Genomic DNA, 13,283 nt, shown 5'->3' on the forward strand with positions numbered 1-13,283 from the left:
TCTGGCCCTTTGTTTCGTCGCATTGTCCAATTGCTGGAAATGCCCTGGAGTAAATTTGGTTGACGGGAATGAGCAAGGCTGAAGACGCTGCCGCGTGCGTGATCGCGAAAAGCAGGGTGGTTTTGCCCGCGATGGAACCCGGCCATGTCTGGCTTGTCGGCGCGGGCCCCGGCGATCCCGGTCTTCTGACCCTTCACGCCGTCAATGCTCTCCAGCAGGCGGATGTCATCGTTTATGACGCGCTGGTGGATGATGCCTGCCTTTCGCTCAGGAATGCCGACGCCGTTCTGGAATATGCGGGCAAGCGCGGCGGCAAGCCCTCGGCGAAACAGCGCGATATTTCTCTCCGGCTGGTCGAACTCGCGAAACAGGGCAGGAAGGTCCTGCGGCTCAAGGGTGGAGATCCTTTTGTTTTCGGACGCGGAGCCGAGGAGGCGCTGACGCTTGTCGAACACGGTGTTCCATTCCGTATCGTGCCGGGCGTTACCGCCGGAATTGGCGGGCTTGCCTATGCGGGCATTGCCGCAACCCATCGCGATATCAACCAGTCGGTGACATTCCTGACGGGCCACGATGCGAGCGGATCGATGCCGGATGGCATCGACTGGGCCGGGATTGCGAGATCGTCGCCGGTCATCGTCATGTATATGGCAATGAAACATATCGATCTTATTGCTGCGCGACTGATCGAGGCCGGGCGTGCGCCGGACGAACCGGTCGCATTCGTTTGCAACGCGAGCCTGCCGAACCAGACGGTTCTCGAAACGACCCTGTCGCGGGCCGCTTCCGATGTTGCGGCAGCAGGTCTCAATCCGCCGGCAATCGTTGTCGTCGGTGAAGTGGTTCGCCTGCGTGCGGGGCTGGACTGGATGGGAGCGATGGCGGGGAAAATTCTGACGAGCAACCCGCTGGGCCGACGTATCAATGACACGGGAGTGCAGAAGGCATGAAGGGTTTGATGATTACGGCGCCGGCTTCTGGCTCCGGCAAAACCACGGTGACGCTTGGCCTGTTGCGGGCCTTGAAGCGCAAAGGCACCGCGCTTGCGCCGGTAAAGGTAGGCCCGGACTATATCGACCCTGCCTATCACAAGGTCGCAAGCGGTGCGGATTGCTTCAATCTCGATCCATGGGCGATGCGCCCCGAACTGATCAGCGCTCTTTCCTCCCGCATGACCGAAAGCGGGGCAAAACTGTTGCTCGCCGAAGGCATGATGGGTTTTTTCGACGGGGCGATGGATGGAAGCGGGTCTTCAGCCGATCTGGCGCGTCTTCTCGACCTTCCGGCCGTCCTCGTGGTGGATTGCGCAAAGCAGTCACACTCCATCGCCGCGCTGGTCTGGGGTTTCAGCCAGTTTCGCAAGAATGTGCTCATCGCCGGTGTCATCCTCAATCGTGTCGGCAGTGCCCGGCATGAGGCCATGCTGCGCGATGCGCTCGCGCCGCTCCGCATCCCCGTTCTGGGCGCCCTGCCGCGCGATGCCGCTCTTTCGTTGCCTGAAAGGCATCTGGGGCTGGTGCAGGCGGGGGAGCATCCCGATCTCGAAGCGTTTCTGGATCATGCCGCCGATGTCATCACATCGCATGTGGATCTGGACGCGCTAGAAAACATCTGGTCGCGACCGGAACGCTACGATGCGATGGCCAATGTCCCGCGCCTCAAGCCGCTCGGCAACCGCATCGCAATCGCCCGCGACGACGCTTTCGCTTTCGCTTACGCGCATTTGTTCGAAGGCTGGCGCAGGCGGGGAGCCGAACTCTCGTTTTTCTCGCCGCTTGCCGATGAAGTTCCGAATGCGGATGCCGATGCGATCTACCTGCCCGGCGGTTATCCTGAGCTTCATGCCGCACGGCTGTCGCAGGCGTCGCAATTCCGGGCTGGAATCAGGGAAGCCGCCGAGCGTGGCGTGACGATCTACGGCGAGTGCGGCGGCTATATGGTGCTGGGTGAAGCGCTGGAAGATGGCGATGGCGTCGCTCACTCGATGGTGGGCCTGCTGCCGCTCGAAACGAGCTTCGCGAAAAGGAAACTGCATCTGGGTTATCGCACGCTGGAGCCACTTGACGGATCGCCCTGGGATACGCCGTTGAAAGCGCACGAATTCCATTATGCGAGCGTTGTCCGGGAGGGTGAGGCAGACCGTCTGTTCCGCGTCCGTGATGCGCTGGGCGAGGACATGGGAGAGGCCGGCCTGCGTGTCGGCTCCGTCTCCGGCTCGTTCATGCATGTGATCGATTTTTGCGGAGAGAAAGCTTGATCTCGATAATCGAGCATGGCGGGGCGCTCGACGGCGCTGTCGCGCGCTTCGGCGGCACGCCGCAGGATTGGCTCGACCTTTCGACGGGGATCAACCCGGAGCATTTTCCGTTACCCGAATTTACGCCGGAAATCTGGAACCGACTGCCGGACGAGGGATTGTTGCGGGAAACCCTGCATCTCGCGCGTGCCTATTACGGAACGGGCGAGGGCACTCCGATCGTGGCCGCTCCCGGCACGCAAGCGCTGATTCAGCTCGTTCCGACACTGGGGCCCCCCTCGACGGTCGCAATCGTCGGGCCGACCTATCAGGAACACGCCGCGTCTTTTTCCGCTGCGGGCTGGCAGGTTGTGCAATGTGCGGCACTGGACGAGATTCCCGATAATGCGGTTGCGGCGGTCATCGTCAATCCGAACAATCCGGACGGGCGAACGACGCCCCGACAGGAGCTTTTGCGTCTTGCGCGGGAACTTGGCGCACGCGGCGGTTTTGTCGTGGTGGATGAGGCTTTTGCCGATGCCCAGCCGAACACCAGCGTGGCAAGCGATGCTGCGGATGCGCCGATGATCGTGCTGAAATCCTTCGGCAAGTTTTTCGGTCTTGCAGGCATACGTCTTGGTTTTGCGATCTCGAATGCCGGCATCGTCGAGACTATAAGGCGGCGTCTCGGTCCCTGGGCGGTGCCGGGACCAGCCCTTGCCATAGCCTGCCATGCCTTCGCCAATGGCAAGGCGCTGAAAGATTTCCGGGCGCGCATCAGCCAGCGACGTCTCGATCTAACGGCGGTTCTGGAGCGCTGCGGACTGAAAGAGACAGGCGGCACGGCGCTGTTTTCGCTGGTCGACCATGCGGACGCGCATCGGCTTTATACAACTTTGTGCGAGCGGCATATTCTGGTCCGGAAGTTCGACTATGCTCCGCGCTGGTTGCGCATCGGTCTGGCTTTGGATGCAACGGCGCTTGCCCGGCTGGAGCTGGCCCTGAAAAACTGATTCAGAATATTTGGCCAAGTCTATGGAAATAAAGCTTATCGTTCTTTCACTTGCTCTTCTTCTCGATCGCTTTATCGGCGATCCGCCGCAGCTATGGCACAAGATTCCACATCCGGTGGTCCTGTTCGGGAAAGCGATTTCATGGGGTGAGAAACGTCTGAACGATCGTGATCTTCCTGCTTCCGTCCTTCGCAGAAATGGCATGTGGCTGATGCTGGGACTGGTCGCGGCCTGCTTGATTCTCGGATTTCTGATCGAGAGCCTTCTGCCTTTTGCCGGAACTGCGGGTGCAATTGCGGAAGTGGTGATCGTCGCGGTTCTGCTTGCGCAAAAGAGCCTTGCCGATCATGTGCAAGCCGTCGCACGGGCCTTGCGGGACGACGGCATCGAGGGCGGTCGCAGGGCCGTGTCGATGATCGTGGGCAGAAATCCCGAATATCTCGATGAAGGGGGCGTGAGCCGCGCAGCCATCGAAAGCCTCGCGGAGAATGCCTCCGACGGTATCGTCGCTCCCGCTTTCTGGTTTCTGGTCGGCGGACTGCCGGGGCTTTTTGCCTATAAGCTCGTCAATACGGCGGATTCGATGATCGGTCATCTGAATGATCGCTATCGTGACTTTGGTCGTTTTGCTGCAAGGCTGGACGATGTGGCGAACTATATTCCGGCGCGTCTGACCGGCCTGTTTACGGCACTTGCCACGGCGATTGTAAAAGACAGGCTGTTGGGGAAGGAAGCATTCTCCGTGATGAGGCGGGATGCGGGGCTGCATCGTTCGCCCAATGCGGGCTGGCCGGAATCCGCTTTTGCAGGCGCGCTCGGCCTCGCGCTTGCCGGTCCCCGGCAGTATGGCGCCGAAAAGGTGGACGGGCCGATGCTGAACGCGGCCGGACGACGCGATGCGGGCGCAGACGATATCGACGCTGCGCTGGTGCTTTTCTGGTCTACGATGAGCCTTATGACCGGGATTGTGATTGTGATGAGCCTGCTCGGTCTGGAGCGGTTCCTATTTGTCGGCTAGCACGAAGCGCTTGCCGTCGAAGCGTTGCAGGCGGTTCGGATTGTCGGTTCGAGTGCCGTCGTTATCGAATTTGATCGTTCCAAGCACCGTTTCGAAAGTGCCGCTGCGCAGAAGATCGATGACGGGCTGCTTCCGGGCATCCGCCTGCGTAATGGCGTCGGACGCGATTTCAACACTGGCATAGCCGGTGATGGCAAAGGCGTCTGCAAGTTTTCCGGCCTGACGCAGGGCGTCGATTGCAAGCTTTGCGGTTGCAAGGTCCTGCGGACGCACCGGCGCCGTCATCAAGGTGTCGATGCGAAGCGGCCTTGCGCCGGGAGCGGAGTCCAGCAGGCTGCCGCCCGCGATCGTCAGCGGGTAGTTGAGCGCCGCAGCGCTCGCGCCGATAGCCGCGACATCGTCACGCTCGCCGCCCACATAGACATGGGTGGCTCCGGCGCGGCGCAGACGGGCTACCAGCGCATTCTGATTGTCGAGGCCCGGTCGATAAGTGTCGGTGAAGACGGGTTGCAGTTGCTGCTCCCTGAGATTCGTCAGGACGCGGGCGGCGCGTTCACGGCCTCCAATGGTTCCGTCATCGATGATGGCGAAAGGCTGCGCCCGCCAGAGACTGCCGAGAAAGCTCCCCGTCGCCTGCGTTTCCTTGTCGAGCCCGGTGGCAAGCCGGAATACCGCCATCGGCGTGGAGGCGCGTCTTTCGGTCAATGTCGGTTCGCTGACGCCCGATGCAACGACTGGTATGTTGTGGCTTGCAAGAATAGGCAGCGCCGCTTCAAGCGCCTCCGGGCAGAGGAAGCCGGTGGCGATACGTACATCCTGCTGCAAGAAGCGTTCCGCCGCCTGCCTGCCGCCTTCGGCGTCGCAGCGGTCGTCCGATATGACGAGTTCCGCCGTGCTGGCCGTCGCGGCCACGCGCGCGCCTTCGGCCAACTGGTTGCCGAGAGGGGCAAAGGTTCCCGACAACGGAGCCGCAAGCCCGACGCGCATATCCTCCGCGCCTGCCATGGCTGAACCGGCCAGCAGCGAAAGGATGATGCCTGTCATTACGGCAGCCGGACGTTTCCCAAATCCAATCACGTGATCCGTCTTCATTCTTGTCTGTTCCAAATTGCCATTCCGGCCCGTTCCGAAAACCGTTTCGCACTTTTCGGGACGTGCTCCAATCAATTCGTGGCATTTTGAACGAAAAGTGGGTAGCGGTTTCCTTGTCTTTGTGCAATGCCCGTTATGAATGCAGTTATTTTCAGGCGATACGACCTGTTGGCGAGACGGATTCTGTTCGACGTGCAAACGATAAATAACATCATTTCCAGCGCGGCCCCGGTCGAGTCAAAGCCCTATCGCGACGTCATGAGCCATTATGCCGGGGCGGTGCAGATCGTTACGACCGCCGGACCGGCCGGACGGCGGGGATTGACGCTGACGGCAGCCTGTTCGGTCTCCGACAATCCGCCGACGATACTGATCTGCCTGCAGAAGATTCACGCGGAAAACAGGCTTTTCATCGAAAACGGTGTCTTTGCCATCAATACGCTGGCCGGCTCGCATGAGCAACTCGCCGACGCCTTTTCCGGCCGTATCGGCCTCACGCAGGACGAGCGGTTCGAACTGGCCCGCTGGGACATGCTGGTAACCGGAGCGCCTGTGTTGCTGGGAGGGCTGGCGACATTCGATTGCCGCGTGGTCAGCGTGCAGGATCATTCCACGCACCACGTTCTGTTCGGTGAAGTCGTGGGGCTGCGCTCCAATACGGAAGAAGAAGCGCTTATCTATCTGAACCGGCGCTATCACAAGCTGGAGTTGTAAGTCGATGAGCGGTCGGGGAGCGAGAGGGGGAATTGGCGCTATAGCAGGTGTAATGATCCTGTTCTCGGTGTCTTTCGCTTTTGCCCGGGGACCACTGCCGCCATTCAAGGACGACTATTTCGCCTATCCGGGCATTCTCTCCAGCGCGGACAAGGGTGATTACAAGGTCATTGATTATAACGAGATGCGTGACATCAACGGGCGCGACGCAGTGCCTGAGAAACGTGTCAAGGATGCCTATGTCTCGATGAAAGCACGGGCCTATCAGAAGGATGTCACCTTTCAGACATCCGCCGGTCGGGTCAAGGCGATGACGGCGGGCAAGCGCGAAGGCGCCGCGTTCATCGTCATCTATCTTCACGGTCGCGGCGGCAACCGGCTGCAGGGGATGAACGATTTCACCTTCGGCGGCAATTTCAACCGGGTGAAAAATCTGGCGGCGCTGAATGGCGGGCTTTATGTCACGCCGGATTTCAGGGATTTCGGCGCGACGGGCGAGGCGCAGATTACCGGGCTGATCGATGCCCTCAAGGCATCGTCATCCAATGCGCCGCTGATTCTTTCCTGCGGATCGCAGGGCGGGGCGCTCTGCTGGCGCGTGGCCTCGAACGCAAAAGCTGGAAGCGAGCTTGCCGGGCTGATCCTGCTCGGCTCTCTGTGGGATGACGGCTTTTTCAAATCGCCTGCCTTCAAGCGGCGCGTGCCGGTCTTTTTCGGGCATGGTAGCCGCGATCCGGTTTTCGCCATCGACAAGCAGGAAGGCTTCTACCGCGAAATACGCAAACGTGCGCCCGGTTATCCGGTCCAGTTCCGCCGTTTCGAGAGCGGCAATCACGGCACGCCGATCCGCATGTCGGACTGGCGCGAAATGCTGAACTGGATTCTGGCAAGCCGGTAAGGACATGCTGTGGATGCGAATCGAAAATCTGGCAATGTGACCTTCCTGCCACTCGACAATCGGGTAAAACCGAATAGTTATCGAACTTAGTATTGTTACCTGTCCAGCAGACCCTATGAGGTAGATCATGTACGGACGCGCCCGCACCGGAGCCCGTTTTCTAGCCCTTGCCATGTTGGCCCCGCTTGCCGCCGCCTGCACGACGACTGCACCGACTTCCACCGCGACGCCGGGTCAGACGGAAGCCCCGGTGTCAGCTCCGTCCATTTCGTTGCCGCGCTTCACATCGACGGCTTATGTCGATCCCGCGCTTTCCCGGCCGTGCATCACCGCCGCCGCCAACAAGTATTTCCTGCCGGAGCGCGTCATTTCCGCAGTCAATTCCCGCCCCGGCGCCAATGGCGGCACGGATGTGGATCTGAAGGTCGATTTGCGCACCGCTGTCTGCCAGTTGACAGCGAAGGGCGGCGTGCGCGCGGTTATCGACACTTCGCCAAAAAGTGCCGATCAGGTCGCTGCCGAAGCTGCTGCCGCCAAGGCTGATGCCGCCGCAGCCGCCAAGCCTAAAAAGGTCAAGGCAAAGAAGAACTGATTCGATTGGCGTCGATAAGCCATTTGAAAGGCAGGGTTTTCCCTGCCTTTTTATTTGTCCGGCTTTTGCCCGTACCAGCGCGGGGTGTAGACCCATTCGCCGCCATTGGGCCGTGGAAAGCGGGTGGTGTGTGACGAGCCTATGATGACGACGGTGCGCATATCGACATCGTCGGGTGTCAGTTGACCAAGTGTCGTCACGCGGGTTGTTTCGGCGGGACGGCCTATGTCGCGCCCGAGGACGACGGGCGTTTGCGCGCAACGATACGTCCGCAGGATATCGAGTGCCCGTCCGAGCTGGTGCGGCCGCGCGCGGGAAATCGGGTTATAGAACGCCATTGCAAGGTCTGCTTCGGCGGCAAGCGCAAGGCGTTTTTCGATCACATCCCATGGCTTCAGATTGTCAGAAAGCGAGATGATGCAGAAGTCGTGGCCGAGCGGCGCGCCAATGCGCGAGGCAGCGGCCATTGCGGCTGAAATGCCCGGCTGAATGACGAGTTCCACGCCGTGCCAGGCCGGATCGTCCGATTCGTGCAGCGCCTCGACAACTGCTGCGGCCATCGCAAAAACGCCGGGGTCGCCGGAAGAAACCATCACCACGTTGCGCCCTGAGCTGGCCAGCTCGAACGCATGACGCGCGCGCTGCATTTCCTCGCGGTTGTCGGTCATGTGAACCGTCTGGTCGGCACGGAAGGGGCCGGCCATGCGCACATAGGTCTCATAGCCGAGAATGTCTTCGGCCTCTTGAAGTTCGCGCTGGACGGCTGGCGTCATCAGATCGCGTGTGCCGGGGCCAAGCCCGGCGACGGTCAGCCTGCCGCGCTTTCGCCCGATCAACAACACGTCGGCGGGAGTATCGGCGACCGCAAGGGCAAAGCCGTCTTTTTCCACCAGCTCTACCGGGGTCTCGACGGAGAGGAGAACACGTTCGCGCGCATCTTCTGCGTCCGATACGTAACGCAGCGGCACGTCGAGGGCGCGGGCGGCTTCGATGAGGGAAGGGGACGTGCAGTCCCTTTCATGCGCGAGAAGAAGCGCCAGAGATGCTTTTGCCAGGCCAGCGTCGGCGAGCATGTTTTCGATCTCTTCCCGCAGCTTGCAATCGGCCCTGTCGATGGCAATTGCCACGCTTCGCGGATGATAGACCAGTTCGTCGGGGCGTGGGGTGCGGCTATGCGGCGTTATGCTGACGGCGAGCTTTCCGTCACTTGCAAAGGGGAGCTTCGACTGCCTCAGCCAGTTGGATTTTCCGTTGAGTTTCAGACCCTGACCGGCCAGAAGATTGGATGTGAACATCTTGGCATCTTCGGGGTTGGCAAGGCTCAGTTCGGCGGGTGGATGCAGGAGATTGATGCCGAAGCGCAACTCGCCCGAGGTCGTGATTGCCGGGGCAATGCGAAGCGCCGTTGCGATCTGCCGCGCCAAATCATTCACGCCGGACAAACCGCCCAGAAGCGGTACGACCGCGCTTCCGTCCTCGGCAACGGCCAGAACCGGCGGTTCTATGCGCTTGTTCTGAAGAAGGGGCGCCAGAGCGCGAATGACGATCCCGGCGGCGCAAAGCGCGACGATGGGGCGACCTTCTTCGTAAAGCGAGCGTAGCGTATCGCCAAAATGCGTGAATGTCCGGTCGGCGGCGGAAACCCGGTCTCGAAGGCCTAGAACTTCGGCCTTTTCGAGCGCGCCTGCGATGAGGCGAGCCGCCGGAACGGCGCCTTCTCCAAGAACGAGAATCGCGGGGATCATGCGCCGTTCCATCTTTGCCCCGGAACGAGAATGATCGAGAAATAGGGGCAATCGCCGCCGTTCACTTCGGCCAGCGGGACAATACGCTGGTTGGTCATGGTTGCGCGCTCGATATAAAGCGCGCGGTCCGTCAGGCCGAGCTCGCTCAAGACTGTGCGCACCTTGTCGAGATTTTGGCCCAGTTTCATGATCGCTGCCGCTTCGGTGGAGGCAAGGCGGTCTTTAAGTTCGCCCGCGCTCATGACGCCGGAGAGAACGGATAACGTCTGGTTTCGATAGACAAGCGGCGCGCCAAGCACGGCGGACGCGCCGAGCACGGAGCAGATGCCGGGCACGACCTGCGTTTCATATCTGTCTGCCAACCGGTCGTGGATATACATGAACGAACCGTAGAAGAACGGATCGCCTTCGGCGATCACGGCAACGTCCTGTCCCCGGTCGAGATGGCTTGCGATCTGTTCCGTGATCTCGCTGTAGAAATCGCCGACGACCTGCTCATAACTCATATGGGCGGGCAGTTTCTCCGTCGTGACCGGATAGATCAAGGGCAGCAGCATCTGCTCCGGCGAAAGATATTCTTCGACGATTGTAAGCGCGTTGCCCTTTTTGCCTTTGGCAGCGTGATAGGCGACGACGGGTGCCGATTTCAGGAGCCGCAGCGCCTTCAGCGTGATGAGTTCAGGATCGCCCGGGCCGACACCGAGGCCGAACAGTCTGCCTTTTGCCGTCATTATTCGCGCTCCGAAGCGAGCGCATTGACCGCCGCCGCCGTCATGGCGCTGCCGCCGCGACGGCCGCGCACGATGACATAAGGTACGCTGCGGCTGTTGGCGGCAAGCTCGTCTTTCGATTCCGCCGCACCGACAAAGCCGACTGGCATCCCGATGATAAGCGCCGGTTTCGGCGCACCCGCATCGAGCAGTTCGAAAAGCCGGAACAAAGCCGTGGGCGCATTGCCGATGGCAACGATGCTGCCCGCCAGATGCGGCAGCCAGAGATCGAGCGCCGCCGCCGAACGCGTGTTGCCGATTGTCTTGGCCCGTTCCGGCACGGAGGGATCGTTCAGCGTGCATATGACCGGATTATTGGCGGGCAGGCGCGAGCGGGTGATGCCTTCGGCAACCATGCGCGCATCGCAAAGTATGGGCGCGCCCGCCAGCAGAGCGTCGCGACCAGCCGTCCCGGCACCTTTCGAAAATGCAAGATCGTTTGCCACGTCCACCATGCCGGAAGCATGGATGACGCGCACGGCCAGCTTTTCCAGGTCGGCGGGAATGCGGCTCAGGTCGGCCTCGGCGCGGATGATGGCGAAGGAGCGATCGTAGATGGCCTGTCCGTCGCGGATATAGTCTGTCATGATGACCGCTCTAATCAGTGTCGGGCGTTCAGAAGATGCGCCGCGTCGTCAATGGTGATGTCCGTCGCCAATAGCTGTCCGAAGCGCGCTGGTCCAGTCCCGTCTTGTGGAAAGCTGGCTTGCGAATAAAGATCGTAATGCTCGGCGGAGCGGGCGAGAAGCGTGAAGGGAAGGGGTGCCAGCGCCGCGCAGGACTTGGCGCAGCCCGTGAGGTGGACCGGTGCCGTTCCGGGAGCGAGACATGCCGCCAGTTTGGTACCGTCTGCCTGCGTGTCGGCAAGCGCGGAGACACAGCCGTTCAGGCCGGAGCATGCGCGAAGCCGTGCATGGGCGCTTTGGGGAGAAATCTCGAGATCGAGCGCCCGGAGGTTGTCCGCGATTTCCCCGGTTTGCGCCCCGGCGATGTGAGGCAGGAGCACGCCTTGCCATGGCGTCAGGCGCAGTTCATTTCCCGTGAGGCTCGCCAGACCGCGAAGCTGCGCTGGCGTCAAGCGTCCCATGAGCGGCATGGCGCCGATATAGAACGCGTTTCCCGCCTGTGCGTGAATGCCGAGATGGGAAAAAGCCGCTGTCTGCCTGCGCTTCCAGCCGGCGGCCGGGCCGATGTCAAAGGGGCATTCGCGGGCGAGACCGGACAGGAATTCCTGCTGCGGAACCGTTTCGAAGAGGTGTTTCATCCTCGTGAAATCGCGATAGCGCAGGAAATGATGAAGCAGAGCCTCAACGAAAGGCAGGGCATCTCGTGCCGCTATCGCCCCGAGCGCATCCTTGTCCGGGCTGGAAGCGAGGCCGAATGCATAGGCCTCGCCGCCTTCCATCGCCGACAGCCATATATCGCCGGGGTGGGATATCATCGCGCAGTTTTCGCCGCCGTCGACCTGCAACGAGAATTTCGGCGACAGCGCGTAAAATGCCTCATTCGCTTGTAACATGGCGAGCAGATCCGAAGCCAGCGACGCGGCGTTGCAAATCTGGCCCGGATCGATACCCGCCGTGGGGCTTGCCATCACATTGCGAATGTCGTCGGCGGCTGGATTGTCGGCTCCAAGTCCTGCCTCGTAAAGCGCGGCGACAACCGCCTCCCAACGAGCAGGGGCGATGCCGCGCAACTGTATATTGGAGCGAATCGAAAGCTCTATTGCTTCCGCTTCAAAACGTTCGGCTATGTCCGCGAGAGCATATGCCTGTTCTGTTGTGAGACGACCGAGCCTCAGTTTGATGCGGGCAATCGCCCCATCTTTCGCCATGACCATGCGCGTGAGACCCGGACAGGCGTTTCGTCTGTCTGGCCGTTCCGATTCTACGGCTCTGGTTCGTTGGCTCAACATATCCGTCTTATACGCTTGCACCGAGCAGCACTCCACCCTACGAAAGATAAAAAGGAGCAAAAAGCATGGCTTGCTGGCTTACGGTCATCGGCATCGGCGAAGATGGATTGGAGGGCTTGAGCGACAATGCGCGCAAAGCTATTCTTTCGGCGGATGTGATCGTCGGCGGCAGGCGGCATCTGGATTTTCTGGACAATGCTGTCAGGGCAGAACGCGTGGTCTGGCCGTCTCCTTTCGACACGGCCTTTGCAATGATCAAGGCCCATCGCGGCAAACCGGTGGTGGTTCTTGCAAGTGGCGACCCCATGTTTTTCGGCGTGGGCGCATCGCTGTCGCGGCATTTTTCTTCCGGGGAAATGCTGATCCTTCCTCATCCTTCATCGCTTTCGCTTGCCGCTGCCCGGATGGGCTGGTCGTTGCAGGATGCGCGCTGTGTGAGCGTGCATGGGCGACCGCTGGCACTGCTTGTGCCGCATATATTGCCGGGCGAACGGCTGTTTGTGCTCAGCAATGACGGTTCGACACCTGCAAAGGTGGCGGCGCTGCTGAAAGACAGGGGATTCGGAAAAAGTCCGATTACGGTCTTTGAACATCTGGGCGGGCCGAAGGAGCGTCGCATAGAGGGCGTTGCGGAAAGCTGGTCTCACGAGCCTGACGCCGATCTCAACTTGCTGGCGGTCGAATGTGCCGCGTCACCGGATGCGCGGGTGATGTCGCCGGTTGCGGGGCTTCCCGACGAAGCTTTCGAGAATGACGGACAATTGACCAAGCGCGACGTGCGTGCCGTCACCCTGTCGCGTTTGCAGCCTTTGCCGCATGAGCTTTTATGGGATGTGGGCGCCGGTTGCGGTTCAATCGGCATTGAATGGATGCGGGTGCATTCTTCGTGCAGAGCCATTGCCATTGAAGCCGATGAAAAGCGACAGGGCATGATTGAGCGCAATGCGCGGGCGCTGGGTGTTCCGGGTTTGCAGCTTGTGAACGGCGAAGCACCGAAAGCGTTAAGCGGCCTTGAAGCGCCGGATGCCATTTTCATTGGCGGTGGTGTGACGGATGAGGGCGTGCTGGAAGCGTGCTGGAACGCCCTGAAACCCGGCGGGCGGTTGGTTGCCAATGCCGTGACGCTGCAAAGCGAAATGCGTCTTTTCGACTGGCGGCAGCGGTTCGGCGGCGAACTGGTGCGGCTGTCGGTGGCGCAGGCAGGCGCGCTCGGTTCGTTCGACGTCTGGCGTCAGGCGCTGCCGGTTACGCTTTATCGTGGGGTTAAAAACAAGGGGGCCTGACGCCCCC

13 protein-coding genes are annotated in these 13,283 nt (G+C 60.9%); 8 read left to right on the forward strand and 5 right to left on the reverse strand.

What is annotated here, in order from left to right:
- The first annotated feature begins 68 nt into the window (after positions 1 to 68).
- The 4 genes from cobA to cbiB are packed head-to-tail and all read left to right on the forward strand — an operon-like array spanning position 69 to position 4,267.
- Positions 69 to 950, forward strand: a complete 882-nt coding sequence (cobA, locus tag FHS76_RS07470; protein ID WP_183650246.1) for a uroporphyrinogen-III C-methyltransferase — start codon at positions 69 to 71, stop codon at positions 948 to 950.
- Positions 947 to 2,257 carry a cobyrinate a,c-diamide synthase gene (locus tag FHS76_RS07475; RefSeq protein WP_183650248.1) on the forward strand — a complete coding sequence of 437 codons (1,311 nt, stop codon included), beginning with the start codon at positions 947 to 949 and terminating at the stop codon, positions 2,255 to 2,257. The genes cobA and FHS76_RS07475 overlap by 4 nt, the downstream gene beginning before the upstream one ends.
- Entirely contained in the window at positions 2,254 to 3,249 is a 996-nt protein-coding gene (gene cobD, locus FHS76_RS07480) for a threonine-phosphate decarboxylase CobD (protein ID WP_210306033.1), read from the forward strand. Before FHS76_RS07475 ends, cobD begins: the two co-directional genes overlap by 4 nt.
- Positions 3,250 to 3,271: 22 nt before the next feature.
- Entirely contained in the window at positions 3,272 to 4,267 is a 996-nt protein-coding gene (cbiB, locus tag FHS76_RS07485; RefSeq protein WP_183650252.1) for an adenosylcobinamide-phosphate synthase CbiB, read from the forward strand.
- Here the strand turns inward: cbiB and FHS76_RS07490 are convergent.
- Positions 4,253 to 5,344, reverse strand: coding sequence for a branched-chain amino acid ABC transporter substrate-binding protein (locus tag FHS76_RS07490; RefSeq protein WP_183650940.1), 1,092 nt, complete (start codon positions 5,342 to 5,344; stop codon positions 4,253 to 4,255). The two genes, cbiB and FHS76_RS07490, sit on opposite strands and share 15 nt — an antisense overlap.
- Before the next feature lie 207 nt (positions 5,345 to 5,551).
- Between FHS76_RS07490 and FHS76_RS07495 the strand changes: the two genes are divergently transcribed.
- The 3 genes from FHS76_RS07495 to FHS76_RS07505 all read left to right on the forward strand — a co-directional run bounded on the left by FHS76_RS07495 (position 5,552) and on the right by FHS76_RS07505 (position 7,563).
- Positions 5,552 to 6,073 carry a flavin reductase gene (locus FHS76_RS07495; protein ID WP_328700457.1) on the forward strand — a complete coding sequence of 174 codons (522 nt, stop codon included), beginning with the start codon at positions 5,552 to 5,554 and terminating at the stop codon, positions 6,071 to 6,073.
- Between the two features lie 4 nt (positions 6,074 to 6,077).
- The gene (locus FHS76_RS07500) at positions 6,078 to 6,971 is read left to right on the forward strand and encodes an alpha/beta hydrolase (protein ID WP_183650259.1); all 894 of its coding nucleotides are present in this window, start codon (positions 6,078 to 6,080) and stop codon (positions 6,969 to 6,971) included.
- A gap of 127 nt (positions 6,972 to 7,098) precedes the next feature.
- A complete protein-coding gene (locus FHS76_RS07505; protein ID WP_183650261.1) occupies positions 7,099 to 7,563 on the forward strand; it encodes a hypothetical protein in 465 nt (154 codons plus the stop codon).
- Between the two features lie 50 nt (positions 7,564 to 7,613).
- Here FHS76_RS07505 and cobJ read toward each other — a convergent pair whose 3' ends face one another.
- From cobJ to cobG, 4 genes are read right to left on the reverse strand one after another with little or no spacing between them, the layout of a single operon-like run.
- A complete protein-coding gene (cobJ, locus tag FHS76_RS07510; protein WP_183650264.1) occupies positions 7,614 to 9,308 on the reverse strand; it encodes a precorrin-3B C(17)-methyltransferase in 1,695 nt (564 codons plus the stop codon).
- Positions 9,305 to 10,039, reverse strand: coding sequence for a precorrin-2 C(20)-methyltransferase (locus tag FHS76_RS07515; RefSeq protein WP_183650266.1), 735 nt, complete (start codon positions 10,037 to 10,039; stop codon positions 9,305 to 9,307). Before FHS76_RS07515 ends, cobJ begins: the two co-directional genes overlap by 4 nt.
- Positions 10,039 to 10,665 (reverse strand): precorrin-8X methylmutase, encoded by a 627-nt coding sequence (locus tag FHS76_RS07520; RefSeq protein ID WP_183650268.1) that lies wholly within the window; start codon positions 10,663 to 10,665, stop codon positions 10,039 to 10,041. The genes FHS76_RS07515 and FHS76_RS07520 overlap by 1 nt, the downstream gene beginning before the upstream one ends.
- Before the next feature lie 14 nt (positions 10,666 to 10,679).
- Entirely contained in the window at positions 10,680 to 11,993 is a 1,314-nt protein-coding gene (cobG, locus tag FHS76_RS07525; protein WP_183650270.1) for a precorrin-3B synthase, read from the reverse strand.
- Positions 11,994 to 12,058: 65 nt separating this feature from the next.
- Here cobG and cbiE point away from each other — a divergent pair, with 65 nt between their 5' ends.
- Positions 12,059 to 13,276 carry a precorrin-6y C5,15-methyltransferase (decarboxylating) subunit CbiE gene (gene cbiE / locus FHS76_RS07530; protein WP_183650272.1) on the forward strand — a complete coding sequence of 406 codons (1,218 nt, stop codon included), beginning with the start codon at positions 12,059 to 12,061 and terminating at the stop codon, positions 13,274 to 13,276.
- Positions 13,277 to 13,283 lie beyond the last annotated feature (7 nt).

The sequence above is a fragment of the Brucella daejeonensis genome (genome assembly GCF_014199265.1).
Classification (GTDB): Bacteria; Pseudomonadota; Alphaproteobacteria; order Rhizobiales; family Rhizobiaceae; genus Brucella; species Brucella daejeonensis.